This window comes from Aquiflexum gelatinilyticum (assembly GCF_024813435.1).
Lineage (GTDB): Bacteria > Bacteroidota > Bacteroidia > Cytophagales > Cyclobacteriaceae > Cognataquiflexum > Cognataquiflexum gelatinilyticum.
Genome location: NZ_JANAEZ010000001.1, coordinates 379,589 through 393,713 on the forward strand (window position 1 = coordinate 379,589; position 14,125 = coordinate 393,713).

General features: G+C 38.6%; 13 protein-coding genes. 7 read left to right on the top strand and 6 right to left on the bottom strand.

Annotated features, from left to right (window positions below):
* Positions 1 to 225 precede the first annotated feature (225 nt).
* Both NK987_RS01590 and NK987_RS01595 read left to right on the top strand, forming a co-directional pair.
* Positions 226 to 453, top strand: coding sequence for a hypothetical protein (locus tag NK987_RS01590; protein ID WP_259262450.1), 228 nt, complete (start codon positions 226 to 228; stop codon positions 451 to 453).
* 319 nt (positions 454 to 772) lie between these two features.
* Entirely contained in the window at positions 773 to 2,185 is a 1,413-nt protein-coding gene (locus tag NK987_RS01595; protein ID WP_259262451.1) for a TlpA family protein disulfide reductase, read from the top strand.
* 147 nt (positions 2,186 to 2,332) lie between these two features.
* Here the strand turns inward: NK987_RS01595 and NK987_RS01600 are convergent, their stop codons facing one another.
* The 5 genes from NK987_RS01600 to NK987_RS01620 form a co-directional block, all read right to left on the bottom strand.
* Positions 2,333 to 3,883 carry a DUF1501 domain-containing protein gene (locus tag NK987_RS01600; protein WP_259262452.1) on the bottom strand — a complete coding sequence of 517 codons (1,551 nt, stop codon included), beginning with the start codon at positions 3,881 to 3,883 and terminating at the stop codon, positions 2,333 to 2,335.
* Between the two features lie 5 nt (positions 3,884 to 3,888).
* On the bottom strand, positions 3,889 to 5,616 hold the full coding sequence (locus tag NK987_RS01605) for a DUF1800 domain-containing protein (protein WP_259262453.1): 1,728 nt from the start codon (positions 5,614 to 5,616) through the stop codon (positions 3,889 to 3,891).
* 296 nt (positions 5,617 to 5,912) lie between these two features.
* Complete coding sequence (locus NK987_RS01610) at positions 5,913 to 6,935, bottom strand: DUF481 domain-containing protein (protein WP_259262454.1); 1,023 nt, start codon at positions 6,933 to 6,935, stop codon at positions 5,913 to 5,915.
* A gap of 97 nt (positions 6,936 to 7,032) precedes the next feature.
* Positions 7,033 to 7,866 (bottom strand): 4,5-DOPA-extradiol-dioxygenase, encoded by an 834-nt coding sequence (ygiD, locus tag NK987_RS01615; protein WP_258423379.1) that lies wholly within the window; start codon positions 7,864 to 7,866, stop codon positions 7,033 to 7,035.
* A 143-nt stretch (positions 7,867 to 8,009) separates the two neighbouring features.
* Positions 8,010 to 9,203 (bottom strand): alkaline phosphatase family protein, encoded by a 1,194-nt coding sequence (locus NK987_RS01620; protein ID WP_259262455.1) that lies wholly within the window; start codon positions 9,201 to 9,203, stop codon positions 8,010 to 8,012.
* Positions 9,204 to 9,348: 145 nt separating this feature from the next.
* Here NK987_RS01620 and NK987_RS01625 point away from each other — a divergent pair, with 145 nt between their 5' ends.
* The 5 genes from NK987_RS01625 (at position 9,349) to NK987_RS01645 (ending at position 13,363) form a co-directional block, all read left to right on the top strand.
* On the top strand, positions 9,349 to 9,810 hold the full coding sequence (locus NK987_RS01625) for a YdeI/OmpD-associated family protein (RefSeq protein WP_259262456.1): 462 nt from the start codon (positions 9,349 to 9,351) through the stop codon (positions 9,808 to 9,810).
* Positions 9,811 to 9,814: 4 nt separating this feature from the next.
* The gene (locus NK987_RS01630; protein WP_259262457.1) at positions 9,815 to 10,438 is read left to right on the top strand and encodes a hypothetical protein; all 624 of its coding nucleotides are present in this window, start codon (positions 9,815 to 9,817) and stop codon (positions 10,436 to 10,438) included.
* A gap of 211 nt (positions 10,439 to 10,649) precedes the next feature.
* The gene (locus NK987_RS01635) at positions 10,650 to 11,477 is read left to right on the top strand and encodes a fumarylacetoacetate hydrolase family protein (protein WP_259262458.1); all 828 of its coding nucleotides are present in this window, start codon (positions 10,650 to 10,652) and stop codon (positions 11,475 to 11,477) included.
* Between the two features lie 109 nt (positions 11,478 to 11,586).
* Complete coding sequence (locus NK987_RS01640) at positions 11,587 to 12,651, top strand: sensor histidine kinase (protein ID WP_258423374.1); 1,065 nt, start codon at positions 11,587 to 11,589, stop codon at positions 12,649 to 12,651.
* A complete protein-coding gene (locus tag NK987_RS01645) occupies positions 12,644 to 13,363 on the top strand; it encodes a LytR/AlgR family response regulator transcription factor (protein WP_258423373.1) in 720 nt (239 codons plus the stop codon). The genes NK987_RS01640 and NK987_RS01645 overlap by 8 nt, the downstream gene beginning before the upstream one ends.
* A gap of 61 nt (positions 13,364 to 13,424) precedes the next feature.
* Here the strand turns inward: NK987_RS01645 and NK987_RS01650 are convergent, their stop codons facing one another.
* The gene (locus NK987_RS01650) at positions 13,425 to 13,874 is read right to left on the bottom strand and encodes a D-Ala-D-Ala carboxypeptidase family metallohydrolase (protein WP_259262459.1); all 450 of its coding nucleotides are present in this window, start codon (positions 13,872 to 13,874) and stop codon (positions 13,425 to 13,427) included.
* Positions 13,875 to 14,125: the final 251 nt, after the last annotated feature.

Sequence of the window (14,125 nt, forward strand, 5' to 3'; positions counted from 1 at the left end):
TTTCACCTTTCCTACTCTATCACTAACCCAGGAGACTACTTATCCGATTTAAACGTTTCAAATCGGATAATCCGCTTTTTGATGGCTTTTTTATAAAGTATTCAGAGGCTTGAAACCTGTAAAAAATATAAATCTAATTTCTTTTCATACATGATTTTCAGTCTATTTAGGAATGATCTTTGCAACCTAACAGTTGTAATGATTTTCAACAAACACCAAAATACCATGAAAACCGAAGCCCAACTCAATGCTGAAATCCTGGCAGCAACCGTAAAAATCAAAGAATATGCACCTGAACTTGAAAAATTTATCAGTGAAATGCCAGTGACGATTCCTGAGGCTGAAAGTGCCTTAGTTAATAACAAAATTCTTTCGGATTACCTGGATTCCTTAAATCAGCTACTTAGAAAATATGATGAGGAAAAACTCGCACAATTTAAATTGAGTATCTGATACTGTTTTGTGCATCCTGTTTAAGGTCAAAACCACCCTGAATTATATACACCCTTTAACTTCAAACAACGTCAGTCCGAAGCTGACGTTGATTTGTCCCTTAACCTTAAGCTACATTGGCTTTCACAGAAGTCAATTATCAATTTCAAACCATATCCCAAAGTTAAATAATCATAAAATAGCAAGTTTTTTATTTGATCACTGCGGTTTTATTTTTTTGTCCAAAAACTATAATGTACTTTTAAGTTTAAAAAGATATCATCTGACAGCCAATGTCCTTTGATTTCCTACCTTCTTCCACTATCTAAACCACAAACAAATGAAAAACTTATGTCTATCTGTGTTGGCAGGAAGCATGCTCTTAATTTCCTGCAGCCAAAAACCTGAAATTGTGGACAACAGCATCACAATCCAAGGAAAGCTGGAGAATTCAGAATTTCCTTTAATTATGGCAAGCCTTGATGAAGACCTTGCAAGTGACTCTGTACAATCTGACGGCACCTTCCGGTTGAAATTTGATTATCCCGAATCGGGAATGTTTTTGCTCACCAATGGAGATTTGAGATTTAGTCTCTACCTCAATCCCGGAGACAGCATCTTTATCACAGGTGATGCCAAAGAATTTGGACAAACGTTCATGGCTTCCGGCGACAAAGCCAAAGAAAATGCCTACCTGAGAAAAAAATTCCGTGCCATCAATGAGAGCGGGCTTGATAATTTCATGGAAACCATGGCTTTGAAAAAAGAAGCCTATTTTTCAAGAAAAGACAGTCTCATCTCAATAGTCAAACAGAATTACGATTCGCTTATAGTTGGAAAAGATATTGATCCTGTTTTTTCAAAAATGGAAGAATCTTATTTTACCTACCAAAGCTTATTTATGGATCAAATGTATCCGTTATACCATTCCTATATTAATAAAATTCCACAGGATTCGGTGGATTTTCCGGTTGAGGATACCAAAAGTAAATTGAATGAATTGCCTTTGGACCAAAAGGAACTGCTTGGCGTGGCACCTTACAAAAATCTCCTAGACCAAAGGATTAACAATTTGGCAGGTGAAATGATGAAAGCGGATACCACCATCAAAGAATATGAAAAAGTTTCTTGGATGGCAATCGATTCATTGATCAAAAACCCTGAAATCAAGGACCAACTGAAATTTGAAACCTTGAAATCTACCCTTGAATACCGAGGGCCGGTACATGTGGAAGATATGTACAGCAAATTTTTAGCTGAAAACACTACGCCAAAGTTTGCAGAAAAGCTGGAAAAACTTAAAGCCAAGTGGGATCCCATTTCACCCGGAAAAACAGTTCCTGATTTTACCTTTACTGATATCAAAGGAGATTCGGTCAAGCTGAGTGATTTAAAAGGAAACCTCGTTTATATTGACATTTGGGCGACTTGGTGTGGTCCATGTATTGCGGAGCATCCCAATTGGGATAAGGTAAAAGAAGAATACAAAGACAAGCCAGTTGCTTTCCTCACCGTGTCAATTGATGATACGCGTGAACCTTGGGAGAAAATGGTGAAGAACAAAAAAATGGATGGTCTGCAGTGGTTTGCTTCCAATGCATGGCAATCTGAGCTTGCCCAATTCTTTATGGTAAATGCGATTCCAAGGTTCCTCCTTTTAGACCAAGAAGGAAAAATCATTGATCCCTCTGCGGAAAGACCTTCAGGAAATATCAGAGAGGTATTGGATAAGCATTTGGAAAAAGCGGTTTAAAACCTTCAACAGGTCAGCGAGGACACTGACCGAGGCAAAAAAGAAAGGAGTCAGCCTCCCAACTGACTCCTTCTAACCAAAACTAACCAAATAAAAAAATAAACCTTTATCTTCTAAATCCCTCAGAACAAAGCCGGATGGGGATTATTATAACTTAATCAAATGGACTGTTGACCTTCTAAAACCATCCATGACACGAAGGATATACCTTCCGGGAGGATACATAGAGAAATCAAAGTTTTGATTGAATTGCCTGTTTTGGGCCATTCCTTCATAGATTTTTTTCACTTCCCTTCCTTGGCTGTCAATGATGTCTATTCTGATATTTCCCGAAAACACATCAAATTTTACAGTTGCAAAATCCCTGATCGGATTAGGATAGACTTTTAAATTGGTTGGTTCTTCTTTTTCAATTGAGGTAATAAGTGCATTTTTTACAACAGGTATTTCGCCAAAAGTCCCCATCATCGTGGCTTGGTTTACAGAAGCATCTGACCCAAACCATTGAGTAAGCAATGAGCTATATACCTGTCTAAAATCATGTTGCATCGGAATATTATCCCTATACTCCTCTGATCCATCTATAAGCGGTGCGTTACCTTTATATCCACCATAAGACATATTACCAAATATAAACAAGGGAGCGGAAGCACCGTGGTCTGTTCCCCCACTAGAATTAGAGACTATCCTTCTTCCAAACTCCGAGAAAGTCATTCCCATTACCCTATCAGCTGTTCCCAAAAACTCTTGGTCAGCCATAAATGCCATCACTGCATCATTTAAATCCTTCAATAATCGCGCATGTTCTCCTTGGGTATGGTCTCCCCCATCCACCTGATTGTCGTGGGTGTCAAATCCACCCATTCTTACCAAATAAAGAGGCGTCTTTAATCCCCCTGCGATAAGCCTGGAAACAACCCTAAGTTGGTTGCCAAGCCGTGTATTGGGATAAACTTTCTGTTGCGGAACTTTCTGTGCAGCACTTCTGACCACTGCCCCATATTTTTGTGATTGCTCGGCGATAAGCCTGATATACCTCAGTTTATCCCCCGCAGGAGTATCAGGAGTTTCTTCCTGCTCATTGTCCAATAATTGATAAAACTGGTTGGTATTGTTGATAATCATACTAAATCCTGCTTTCTCCCCTTGAAAAAGCATGGATGAACCATAACCAATTTCCACCGCCAGTGGATCCGGATTTTCTCCATTGGGATATCCTTCCGGAAACTGTGGATGCTTTGCTTCCAAATACCTTCCTGTCCAACCTGAATTGATCAATTCATCGGAATCCGATCCGCTCATCCAAATATCTGTAGAGCGGAAATGAGAAAAATTCTGCTGTGGATATCCTACGGAATGCAATACTTGAAGCCTTCCCTCCTCATACAAAGTCTGAAATCCGGAGAGTGATGGATGCAGACCAAAGTCTGTTCCTTCGACAGGTAGAATTCCACTTTCAGGAAGTACCACATGTGGCCTGACCTTATTAAGTTGGCTGAGGTGGGCCAAAGGAATCACTGTATTGAGTCCATCATTTCCTCCTTCCAGATAAATCAGAACCAAGGCACGGTCTGTTTCATTGGCTAGGTGCAAAAATTTATCCAAAGTCTGCCCAAAGCTTTTGTTGCTCATTGCCCCCAAAAAACTAGGGATGGCAAGACTATGTGCGGCGTGTTTTATAAATGACCTTCTTTTCATAAAAATTACATCAGTTGCGCTTCTCCCATTTGTAATAAAAGCTGGAAAGCCGGTTTCAATCTATTGATCACGATAATGGCACTTTCCTGATCATTTGGAGAAGCCGCATGTGTCAGCCAAGCACCTGTCCAATAATAATCCTGATCCTGTCCATTGAGCAGAAGCATTTTTACCTGATCGATCTGGGATTGGCTCAATTCCAGCCCGAGATTCACTAGTGCAAATTCCTTTATTAATAGATTGGGATCTTCCGGTGTGGTAAAACCTTTTACATAGGCAAGAAGGTCTGCTTCGATATTGACAGAATTGGAAATCCAATAACCCCAAAACAGCATAGAATCGGACCCGATAGCCCTTTTGAGGATGGTATCAGTATTGATCCAAATCTTGTCATATTGTGGGGCCTGATAATAAGGTGTCCATCCTGCCACATTGGGGGGATCTCCCACTTCCATTCCCATTCCGCTCATATCCCAAAGGATAGCAGAATAAAAATCCTTTTCAGCCATGGCACTTTCGGCAATAGGCATGTCAAAATTTCTCCATAAACCAAGAATAAAATCCAAAGGACTTTTGATCAAGGCTCCCATAATCTCCTCGTGGAAGAAATGAGCTGAGGAAAACAATGCAGTCATTGCAGGCAAAATATTGTAATTGTTTTGTCTGATGATATTTGCCAAAGGCGTGATGACATTGACTTCGGCCATTTCAGTAATCTCACTGGCTACAAAAAAAGTATAAATCTTCCGAGCGATATGCTTGGCTGATTCATTGGTAGCAAAAATCATATCAAGCATTTCATCCAATTCTCCCGCACCTGCTTCCCCTTCTTTTCCTGAAATCAACTTATTTCCATAAAAAGCCGAAAACTGCTTGTTTCCCAAATGGTGCATTTCCGGATTGAAATAAGATTGGGGCTCACCAGCTGTGTGGATACTGTCCCAATTGACAGTCCATCCTGTAAGGACCCTAGCGGCAGCCTGTACATCCTGTTCCTTGTACCCTGCATCTTTTCCTTTACCGATGCAAAAAAGCTCCTGAAGTTCCCTCGCAAAATTCTCATCAGGGGTTTCTTTGTTGTTGAAAGCGCCGCTCAAAAAAACGAGCATGGCAGGGTCTAAAGTAAGATCTCTGATTAACTCCTTGAAATTACCCAAAGCATGCCTGTGAAGCATATTGATATATCTGTAACATGATTTGGCTACAAATACATCCCACATCTTGATAGGAAGAAAATTCCACCAAAACAAAACCATTTTTTCCTGTATGCCGCTGTTGGGGCCTAAAACCCTACCGATCATCCAAGACTTGAGAGCCACAATCCTATCGCCTTCAAAATCCCTGTTGAATGCCGCCTGAACAAAGCTTTGACCAAGAGGAACCTCAGGGTCAATTTTGTTTTCGCTTACGTCATTGTAGTTATTGACCGGTTCGGTAAATGGAGTGAAAGAAGCCAATGACTCAGATACGATGAAATTTAGAGACTTTCCTCTCAATCTTTTCAATTCTTCCAAGGTAGCTCCAAAACGAGTCCTTTTGATAAAATGTACCAAATGTGCATCAGTCAATTCTCCATAAAAAGGCTCCAAGCCGGCTTCGATGTAATTTAACCTTGCATTGGAATATGCTTTTGGGTCGGAAGTAGCCTTTAAACCTGATGTCAGATCAGGAGGTATGACCTTTTGATACTTAGGCTTCAGATGTCTGTACTGACCGGGTCTGATTGGAAACATATGTACTTATTAAACTTAAAAAAGAAATTTGCCGTGCCCTTTCATCTTTTTCCGGAACAATTTCAAAAGCGAGATATTTTGAAGGTATCCGTCAATTGATTGTATTTAGAAGGTTATTTACCTATAAAACGAACAATCAATTATTCTTTATTGCATTGGATGATAAGCAATTATGTTGAAAAGTATATATTTTACAGGTATAACGCAATAACCAATTAAAAATTTCTTTTTGACAAAAAGTAATCTGACTTTGGTAGAAAAAATATTGCATTTCAGATCAAAAAAATAATTTTGACTTATTTCCAGCTCCATCCAAAAGTCGTTTGCCAAACGTAATCATGTAAAGGTGCACCCGGTGTTGGTTTGTTGTCATAGTTCCATGTCAGCCCGGTTTTGATATAAAAATCCAAAGGCAAGTTGTATTTTAAATCCACTCTATAATCAACCCTAACTCTGCCTTTTTCTGTGATACTTGGATATGCATATACGTTGGAAAGAAGGCTAATGTCACCTACATCAAACAAATTCACCTCCGAACCAAACCAAGATTCCGCACTTTGTCTCTTTTCGGCCTCACCCATAAACCTTTCATTATTAAAGGAGGTACCGGCAGAGAAATTCCAGTACAAATGGTTGTCACGTTTGATAAACTTACCAAAACCCAACTTTGTATTGGACCTAAGGTCAAGCTTTTGTTCTGTATTTGAAAGGAAATCCAAACGGCCTACAGCAAACCAATCTTTCTGAAGAAAGTATATGTAAGTTAGGTTGGCGTCCATTCTTCCAATTGCTTCAGTTTCATCTTGGACTGAGGCCAATACGTTAAATGATCCACTTAGCGCCCACTTTTTGGTAAGGTAACCTACCCTGCTTCTGATAGTGAGTTGTCTCTGATTTCTAGCCTTAGCCACCGTAAAACCCAAATCAATTTCAGCTTTTAACCTATCAAGAAATCTTGTTTCCACTTTATTGATACCAATGATATTGTAAAGATGGATGACGATAGATTCTGAATTCTCCGGTTTGAAAGTCAGTTTTCCAGTTTCGGATCCGATTACATTTCCATATGTTCTTATCCCGTCAGAAGTAGTTATTATAAAAGGAACTTTTGTGATAATTCTATTAACCTGTACCCATTTGACTTTGAAATCTTCCTTGCTGTAAGCGGTGGAAACGGTGATGACTCCTCTGTCCATAGATTTGATTTCACCGATCAAAAGGTCTTTGTTTTTGAAAAAGATAGAATCGGTTTGGGAAAATAACGGTGCAGAGGTAAAAAAAGCAAAAATTAAAAACAACCTAACAAAACAATGTTTCATAATGGAAGAAGTATTGGTGAATTTACTCGATCAAATTAAAAAAAAACTTCAAGTTTTTTTCTAATAATAAAAATGCACCATTTCATTTACAGGATTCCTAACCAAACCTTACCGAAGTCATTGTCAACGATCCTCCGACCGCTTTGTCATTAAAAAAAGAAACTTCCTCCTTTTCACCCTGAATTCCCAAAAGGTACAAAAGAGGAAAATAATGGTCGGGTGTAGGAATGGCAAGCTTACCTGCATGCCCAAGATTTCTATAATTTATCAGATCGCGATGGTCTTTTGATCCGATTTTGGTTTTAAACAAAGTATTCATTTCCAATGCCCAGTCAAAACCAAACTCAGGTTCATTCAACTTGTCCCAAGCCACCATCCTAAGGTTGTGTACCATGTTGCCACTTCCAATGACCAAAACTCCCTTTTTTCTCAATTCCCTCAACTCTTTTCCCAAGCGATAGTGGAACTCAGGACTTTCATAATAATCAATACTCAACTGAAGCACAGGAATATTGGCCTCAGGATACATGTGCCGCACAACCGTCCAAGTTCCATGGTCTAATCCCCATTCGTGGTCGAATTCAATATTGGTGGAAACTACCAAATCCGAAATTGCCTTGGCTAGATTTGGATTTCCTGGAGCAGGATATTGGACTTCAAACAGCTCTTTCGGAAATCCCCCAAAGTCATGGATGGTTTTAGGATGTTCCATTGCCGTGATAAAAGTCCCTCTTGTCAACCAATGTGCCGAAACAACCAAAACAGCTGAAGGCTTTGGAATTTCCTTTCCCAAAATAGACCACTGCCTGGAAAATTCATTGTCCGCGATGCCATTCATCGGCGAACCATGACCGATAAATAGTGCAGGCATCAAATGGGTTGATTTTTGGTCTTGTGACCAATTGTAAAAGTCTTTAAGCGAAGCGGTCATGATATTTGTTTAAAATGATATTGATTGATATTGGATATTTGTTGATATTATTTAAGAAATCATGGTATTGTTTGATTTCTGCTTCAGCTATCCGTTCTTAACAAATGAAATAGTATAATCATCCATTTTAGGCCCATCGATCCTCATTTTTTAACCCAATAATTCAGAAAGCCTGCCGGGGTTTCCAATACGACTTTGGCATTTTGGAAATCGTGTTTTGAAATGTCAAATTCGGCAGATTCATCCTTTAAGTTTACTTCCCCGAGCAGGATATACGCATCCTTGTTCCCATACCGGAATTGGTTTCCAAAGGTGATCCAAGCTTTCCCAACCTGTTTTTCTCCCAAATTCTTCCAATTGATTTTCAATCTTCCGCCCTCAATTTTTCCTGAAAGATAAATAGCAGAAACCTCGCCCAATAAGGAAACCCCGTCCAACTCCATGGCATGGTCTCTTGGAATTGGAATTTCGAGAAAATCTGCCACAGTGGGGAAAACATCTACTATGGAAGGATTGTAATCGAATCGTTTATTGAATTTGGAATTGGTTGCGATCCAAATTTCCCTCTCCTCTTCCGATTGTCCTCCGTGGTGAAATCCACCTGATGCCCTTCCATGGTCTGTCGTCACTATCAGCAAATATTCCTCATTAAGGTTTTCTTCCCTATTTCTAACGGCGTTCCAAATTTCTCCCAATTGCCGGTCCGCTTCTTGGACAGCAGCATCCATTTCGGGACTATTTCCATAGCGATGCCCCATGTCATCTGTGTATTGCAGGTAAACCCAAGTCAAATCAGGAGCATTTGTGCTGATATCTTCCGCGGCTTTTGAGGCCACCAATTTATCTATCTCATGGATATATTGGCTCAAGGTGTCGTGGGGAAACCTGACTGTGTCCAGTTCTAATCCGTCAAAATTGTAATCCAACTTTAAATTGCTTGTTTCAGGCAATCCTTCCCCAAGCAATTTGGTTCGATTGTCCAACCATGTTGAATATATGGCAATGGTCCTTTGGGGATAAGTTTCCTTAAAATGTCGAAAAACACTCCAATAATGGTAATTGGGAAATTGGATATTATTGTCTTTGACATTGTGTTTGTTGACCCAGGTTCCTGTCAGCATGCTGTTGTAGCCGACTGCGGATATGGTCGGTGTTTCAGAATAACCATCTTTTTCTCCTCCCAGCCATGCACGTGAATACCCGCCATAAGTGACGATACTGTCTAGGTTTGGTGTAGATACTTTTTCGATCACCGAAGCAGGAATTCCATCCAAAATCACCAAAACAACCTTTCTTGACTTCAAGTCAGGATTTTCAGAGCAGGAGTTTATTATCATTATCTGGAAAATGATCAAGATGATAATAGCGGTTTTTTTTAAGTATTCTGCAAGGAAGGTGCAAGAGATTGGGTCCATATTGATTCAAAATTGAATTTTAAATTCCTTAAATTTAAAGGGATTTTGATCAAGCTTCCAACCGACAATGGATAAAAGACCTTTGATAGACAATGATTACCTTCTCCAAAAATTCAATGGAAAAGGAGCTTGGACTTATGTGCTTTTCCCGGAAATCCCAAAAGAAAAAAGATTTCCATTTGGATGGATGAAAGTCATCGGAAGCATCGATGGTTTCCAGCTTGAAAATGTTACACTCATGCCTTTTGGTAACGGACAATTGTTTTTGCCAGTAAAAGCAGCAATCAGAAAAGCCATCAAAAAGGAAGTTGGAGAATGGGTGAAGGTTATCCTTTTCACAGATGAAATTCCGGAAATCATCCCAGATGATATTTTGGAATGTCTTCAAGATGCTCCAAAAGCCTATCAAAGATTCAAAAGCCTTTCGGATTCCCAACAAAAAGAGGAAATCAATGCGATCTTTGATTCAAAAAAGCAGGACATAAAGGTTGAAAAAATCGTCAAGTTGATAGAAAGATTAAATTATTGAAATCATGCAAAAGAATTTCGTAGCCTTTTTCCTTTTCCTTGTACTATTTGGTGCCATACCCGTTTCCTGTGATATAATATGCCTTGATTCCTGTGGGTGTGGAAATAATGCTCCACCCAAAGACTTTTCCATACAGGATTTTAAGGTAACCGATTTTTTGTTGGGCCAAACCTTCAACCCTGATTTCTATTATCCAAAGGAGGATTTTTACAAGTTGATTGAAGTATCTGATTTTGAATTTCTTTCACAATATGAGCATTATATTCCTGGATCAGGTTTTATCCAAGTTGGCATCGCTTGTAGTCCTGCACCAAACGTATCAAAAGAAAACATCACAGGAATAATGATTACGACCAAAAAACAATTTGGAATTTTACCCGAAGAAAACATAGAAATCGGATCTGACATTTCGGGATATTTTTTGATTTCAAATTATCCTTCAAATTCTGCCGAAACTATCTCTGATTATTTAAAAAGCGAGCCAAGGATTTATCTAGGAGACGGGCTGTTTCTGAAATGGAATTCTTCTTTGGTGGAAAATTTGGAATTGGTTTTTGATCTTAAAATCGAACTGAGCAACGGGAAAATTTTCGTTTTTGAAGACGAAAAAATGATGCTTTTGAAATAGGTGCTCTAAATTTTTTAATCAGATGCATGGAGATTTTAGGCTGGGTAAGAATTATAGATTTTGAGTCATCATCCTTAGATTCACCCAATATTCACCATCCTACATATTTATTTATCTGTTTAAAGGGTTAATCAGTATTTTCATCATTTTAACTTCCATGAATCAGTTATAATTATTTAACTTCAAGTTCAAACCTAATAACCTTTGAACAATGAAAATTTACAAAACCGATCAAGGCATCATCATAGAATCTGAGTCAGAATTTTTTAGATACAAAGAAAATGACTGGAACACTTTGGTCAACAGTGAAAACCTTTTTCAAAAACTAAAGGAAGAAGTTTCTAACTCCGAAAAAATCGATTGGTCACCAAAGGAAATCACCGCACCTATCGGAACTCAGGAAATCTGGGCAGCAGGCGTCACTTATTTCAGAAGCCGTGAGGCAAGAATGGAAGAATCCAAGGAAAGCGGTGCGGCTGTATTTTATTCTAAAGTCTATGAAGCAGAAAGACCTGAACTGTTTTTCAAATCCACCTACTACCGCGTCGCCCAACCAAATGGAAAAGTCCATATCAGAAAAGATTCCAAATGGAACGTTCCTGAGCCTGAATTGACCCTATTTATCAATTCCCAAGGTCAAATAGCAGGATACACTATAGGTAATGACATGAGCTCTAGGGATATCGAAGGAGAAAATCCGCTTTATCTCCCTCAGGCCAAAAGCTATGATTACGCAGCCGCCATAGGTCCTTGCCTTTTTGTCCCCGAGAAGCCCATCCATCCTGACACCAAAATCCACATGAAAATCGAGCGCTTTGGCAAAACAGTCTTTGAAGGCGAAATCTCGATCAACCAAATGAAAAGAAGCCATACCGAGTTGGCAGGTTACCTTTTTAGAGAAATGGCTTTCCCTGCGGGTGTCTACCTGATGACAGGAACTTGTCTCGTACCTGATGACTCTTTTACATTACATGACGGTGACAAAATCAGCATCGAAATCGATGAAATCGGAACTTTGGTCAATTTTGTAGGCAGGTAGGCATTCATCCATTGAATCCTGCAATCCTGTATTGTGGGAATTCTTTTCTTGAGGTTTTTCCTGTTATTTGTACTACCGATCAAAGAACAATTGTCGGTAAATCGGTTTCATGAAAAAAATCAGACTGAATAAAAAACAACAATATTGGTTGTTGCAGATTGTAGGATGGCTTTCGATTGTTTTTGTCGAAACTATCAATTACACATTCTTTATTATCCGGGAATTTGTTTGGGCTTATTTCATCCAGTTTTGCCTTTTGGCAGTTTCGGGATTGATTGCCTCACATTTATACAAAAAATTATTTATCAAACCTGTTGTTTTCGAAAAGAGCCTTTCCAAAATTTGGGGAAAGGCTCTTTTGGATACTTTTTTCATCACATTGATCATGGTGTGTACTTTTTTTATTCCATACATTTTTGCCAGCCCGGAATTATTCTCAACCACAGATTTTCTGATCCAGTTTCTTGGACAGATGATGAACATAGCTAGGTATGTGGTAGTTTGGATCATTATTTATTACCTCTACCATATTCTGAAGCGAAATCAAGAAATCTCCCAACAGAAGCTTTTGATGGAAAACATAGCCAAGACATCGGAATTGGAACTGCTCAAATCACAACTTAATCCACATTTTCTTTTCAATGCACTCAACAGCATCAAGGCCTTGGTGCTTATAGACACAGATAAAGCACGGGAGGCAATTATCAAATTGAGTGAATTGCTTCGCTTTACACTCAACTATGAAAAAACGCCTCTTATCAATATTTCAGATGAGATCAATGAGGTCGTAAAATATCTGGAACTTGAAAAAATCAGGTTTGGAGACAGGTTAGATGTATATATCAACCTACAGGAAGAGACTTTGGACGCAAAGGTGCCTCCTGCTATGATCCTTACTTTGGCAGAGAATGCCATCAAACATGGGATTACGCAGCTTCCTGACGGGGGAATCATCGAAATCAATTCAAGTGCTAATTCCCACACTTTGAAAGTGGAGGTTTGTAATACAGGAGAACTGAAAGAAAATGAAAACAAAGGTATTGGACTGAAGAATTCGACCAAGAGACTTCAAAACCTTTTTGGGGAAAAGGCCCAACTTCTTCTCCAATCCAAATCGCCCAATAAAGTATCGGTGTCTATTATTTATCCATTGAAATATAAAAACCATGAATAAAAAATGTTTTTTGGTAGATGATGAAATCCTTGCCATCAAAGAATTGGAGACCATGCTCAAGGTTTTTCCGGAACTGGAAATCGTTGGATCATCCGACCGTGCAGCAAAAGCAGTAGAAATGATCAACAGCCTAAAGCCGGATTTGATTTTTTTGGACATTAATATGCCGGGAATGAATGGGTTTGAATTGCTTGAAAACCTTGAAGAAACCCCCAATGTAATTTTTGTAACGGCTTATGATGAATATGCTATACAGGCATTTGAAGTCAATGCCTTGGATTACATCTTAAAACCTGTAAATCCGGAAAGGCTAAGAGATGCGATTAACAAAATCCAAAAAAGAACCCAATCAGAGAAGGCAAATGAATCCGAAAAACTCGGCATAGATAAAAAGATATTTATCAAGGATGGCGAAAAATGCTATTTCGTTCCCATCAGGGACATATACCTCATAGAAAGCGAGGGAAATTATGTGAAGGTATATTTTGAAAACAAAAAAGCCTTGCTTCACAAATCATTGACTTACATGGAAAACCGACTGACTGAGGAAGTTTTCTTTAGAGCCAACAGGCAGTTTATCCTAAACCTGAATTTTATCAAAAACATTGAGCCTTACTTCAACAGCACACTTTTGGTAGAAATGAAAACAGGTCAAAAAATTGATCTCAGCCAAAGACAAAGCGTCAAATTCAGGGAGATAACAGGAGTGTAAAATTCAAAATTTATTAAGGAATCCTACACTCGTATTTTTCTTTATTTGGTTTAGAGATTTTTTAGTCAGGAATGTACCTTGTTGCTCCGTTTTCTTTGACTGCTCTCAGACATTGGCGCCGGTTGGCATTGAGATCAGAATTATAAGAAACATGGACCCATCTGTCAAATTCCTGGATCAACTGGTCGAAAACCAACCCGCTCTTTTTGATCCTTTGGTATAATTGTTCTGTAGTCAAATGGCTTACATTGATATCAGCGGCCATCCCAAAAAGGTGTTGGCTCGTTTTCGCTCCCCCTATCGCTTGATTGACTCTTGGGCACCTATATCCGCTGCTAGTAAGTATAGCCCTTTGAAGTCCATCCCTTAATGGTTGCAGGACGTTCTGGCATAAGGCTCTAAGATTATCGATAACAGCTTGGTCTGGGGTAAACTGCTCGTCAAAGCCAAGCCTAACAGCAGATTGGCTGGCCAACATTTCATCAAGATAAAAGTTTTTGGTAAGGTTCATAATATGATTTTGTTAAAATGGTGAATCATAAAAATTTATATTATTCTTATAAATATAAAAAAATATTATTTGCAAAAAGTAAGATTAATTATAATTTTTAATTCATTATTTACTAAAGAAACTAATTTAATTATTTAGAGTCAAGATACTGTTTTTCAATTATTTACATATAAAATCTAATTTAAATAAATTCTTAATCCAAGATAAATTTTCAATATACTTTGCCTATCCGAATAATGGCCAAAACATTA

Coding starts and splice junctions, on each gene's coding strand:
- NK987_RS01590 (WP_259262450.1), top strand. CDS start 226: ATGAAAACCGAAGCCCAACTCAATGCTGAAATCCTGGCAGCAACCGTA.
- NK987_RS01595 (WP_259262451.1), top strand. CDS start 773: ATGAAAAACTTATGTCTATCTGTGTTGGCAGGAAGCATGCTCTTAATT.
- NK987_RS01600 (WP_259262452.1), bottom strand. CDS start 3,883: ATGAAAAGAAGGTCATTTATAAAACACGCCGCACATAGTCTTGCCATC.
- NK987_RS01605 (WP_259262453.1), bottom strand. CDS start 5,616: ATGTTTCCAATCAGACCCGGTCAGTACAGACATCTGAAGCCTAAGTAT.
- NK987_RS01610 (WP_259262454.1), bottom strand. CDS start 6,935: ATGAAACATTGTTTTGTTAGGTTGTTTTTAATTTTTGCTTTTTTTACC.
- ygiD (WP_258423379.1), bottom strand. CDS start 7,866: ATGACCGCTTCGCTTAAAGACTTTTACAATTGGTCACAAGACCAAAAA.
- NK987_RS01620 (WP_259262455.1), bottom strand. CDS start 9,203: ATGATAATAAACTCCTGCTCTGAAAATCCTGACTTGAAGTCAAGAAAG.
- NK987_RS01625 (WP_259262456.1), top strand. CDS start 9,349: ATGGATAAAAGACCTTTGATAGACAATGATTACCTTCTCCAAAAATTC.
- NK987_RS01630 (WP_259262457.1), top strand. CDS start 9,815: ATGCAAAAGAATTTCGTAGCCTTTTTCCTTTTCCTTGTACTATTTGGT.
- NK987_RS01635 (WP_259262458.1), top strand. CDS start 10,650: ATGAAAATTTACAAAACCGATCAAGGCATCATCATAGAATCTGAGTCA.
- NK987_RS01640 (WP_258423374.1), top strand. CDS start 11,587: ATGAAAAAAATCAGACTGAATAAAAAACAACAATATTGGTTGTTGCAG.
- NK987_RS01645 (WP_258423373.1), top strand. CDS start 12,644: ATGAATAAAAAATGTTTTTTGGTAGATGATGAAATCCTTGCCATCAAA.
- NK987_RS01650 (WP_259262459.1), bottom strand. CDS start 13,874: ATGAACCTTACCAAAAACTTTTATCTTGATGAAATGTTGGCCAGCCAA.